Source organism: Bradyrhizobium sp. NBAIM03, assembly GCF_020194055.1.
Taxonomy (GTDB): Bacteria; Pseudomonadota; Alphaproteobacteria; order Rhizobiales; family Xanthobacteraceae; genus Bradyrhizobium; species Bradyrhizobium yuanmingense.
The window spans coordinates 1-415 of the sequence record NZ_JADYVS010000212.1 but is presented as its reverse complement, the minus strand read 5'-3'; the positions used below and the strand labels follow the sequence as shown (position 1 = coordinate 415).

The following is a 415-nucleotide window of genomic DNA, read 5'->3' as shown; positions in this document are numbered from 1 at the left end:
AGCCCGGCCATGCTGGAAGACACCTGCAAGCTGCTCGACGCCCGCGGTTTCAAGATCTCGCCGCGCATGGGCGAAGCGGGTGACTACGTGATCGAGCGCGCCTTCGTCGAGAAATAATCGATACGGCTTCTGTTGCAAACGCCGGCCTGGGTGCCGGCGTTTTGTTTTTGCCGGCGCCCCGGGCAATCCCGCGTCGGCAAAGGCGATGCGGGCGGATACAATGCGCGCCTTGCCCACCACGCATGTCTGCAACGATGTCCTTGCCTACCATCGCCATCCTCGCCACCGGCGGCACGATCGCCGGCTCTGCTGACGACGCTGGCTCCGCCGCACGCTATCGCGCTGGCGCCGTCCCCATCGATCAACTGCTCGCGGCCAGCAAGCTTGGTCTGGAGCGCCTCGCCAACGTGCGCGC

Annotated in this window: 1 pseudogene; it reads left to right on the top strand. The window is 66.0% G+C overall.

Going from position 1 to position 415, the window contains the following annotated elements:
* Window positions 1–117 (top strand): annotated as a pseudogene (locus I6F21_RS38150) (ferredoxin--NADP reductase); the annotation flags it as partial.
* Between the last annotated feature and the right edge of the window lie 298 nt (window positions 118–415).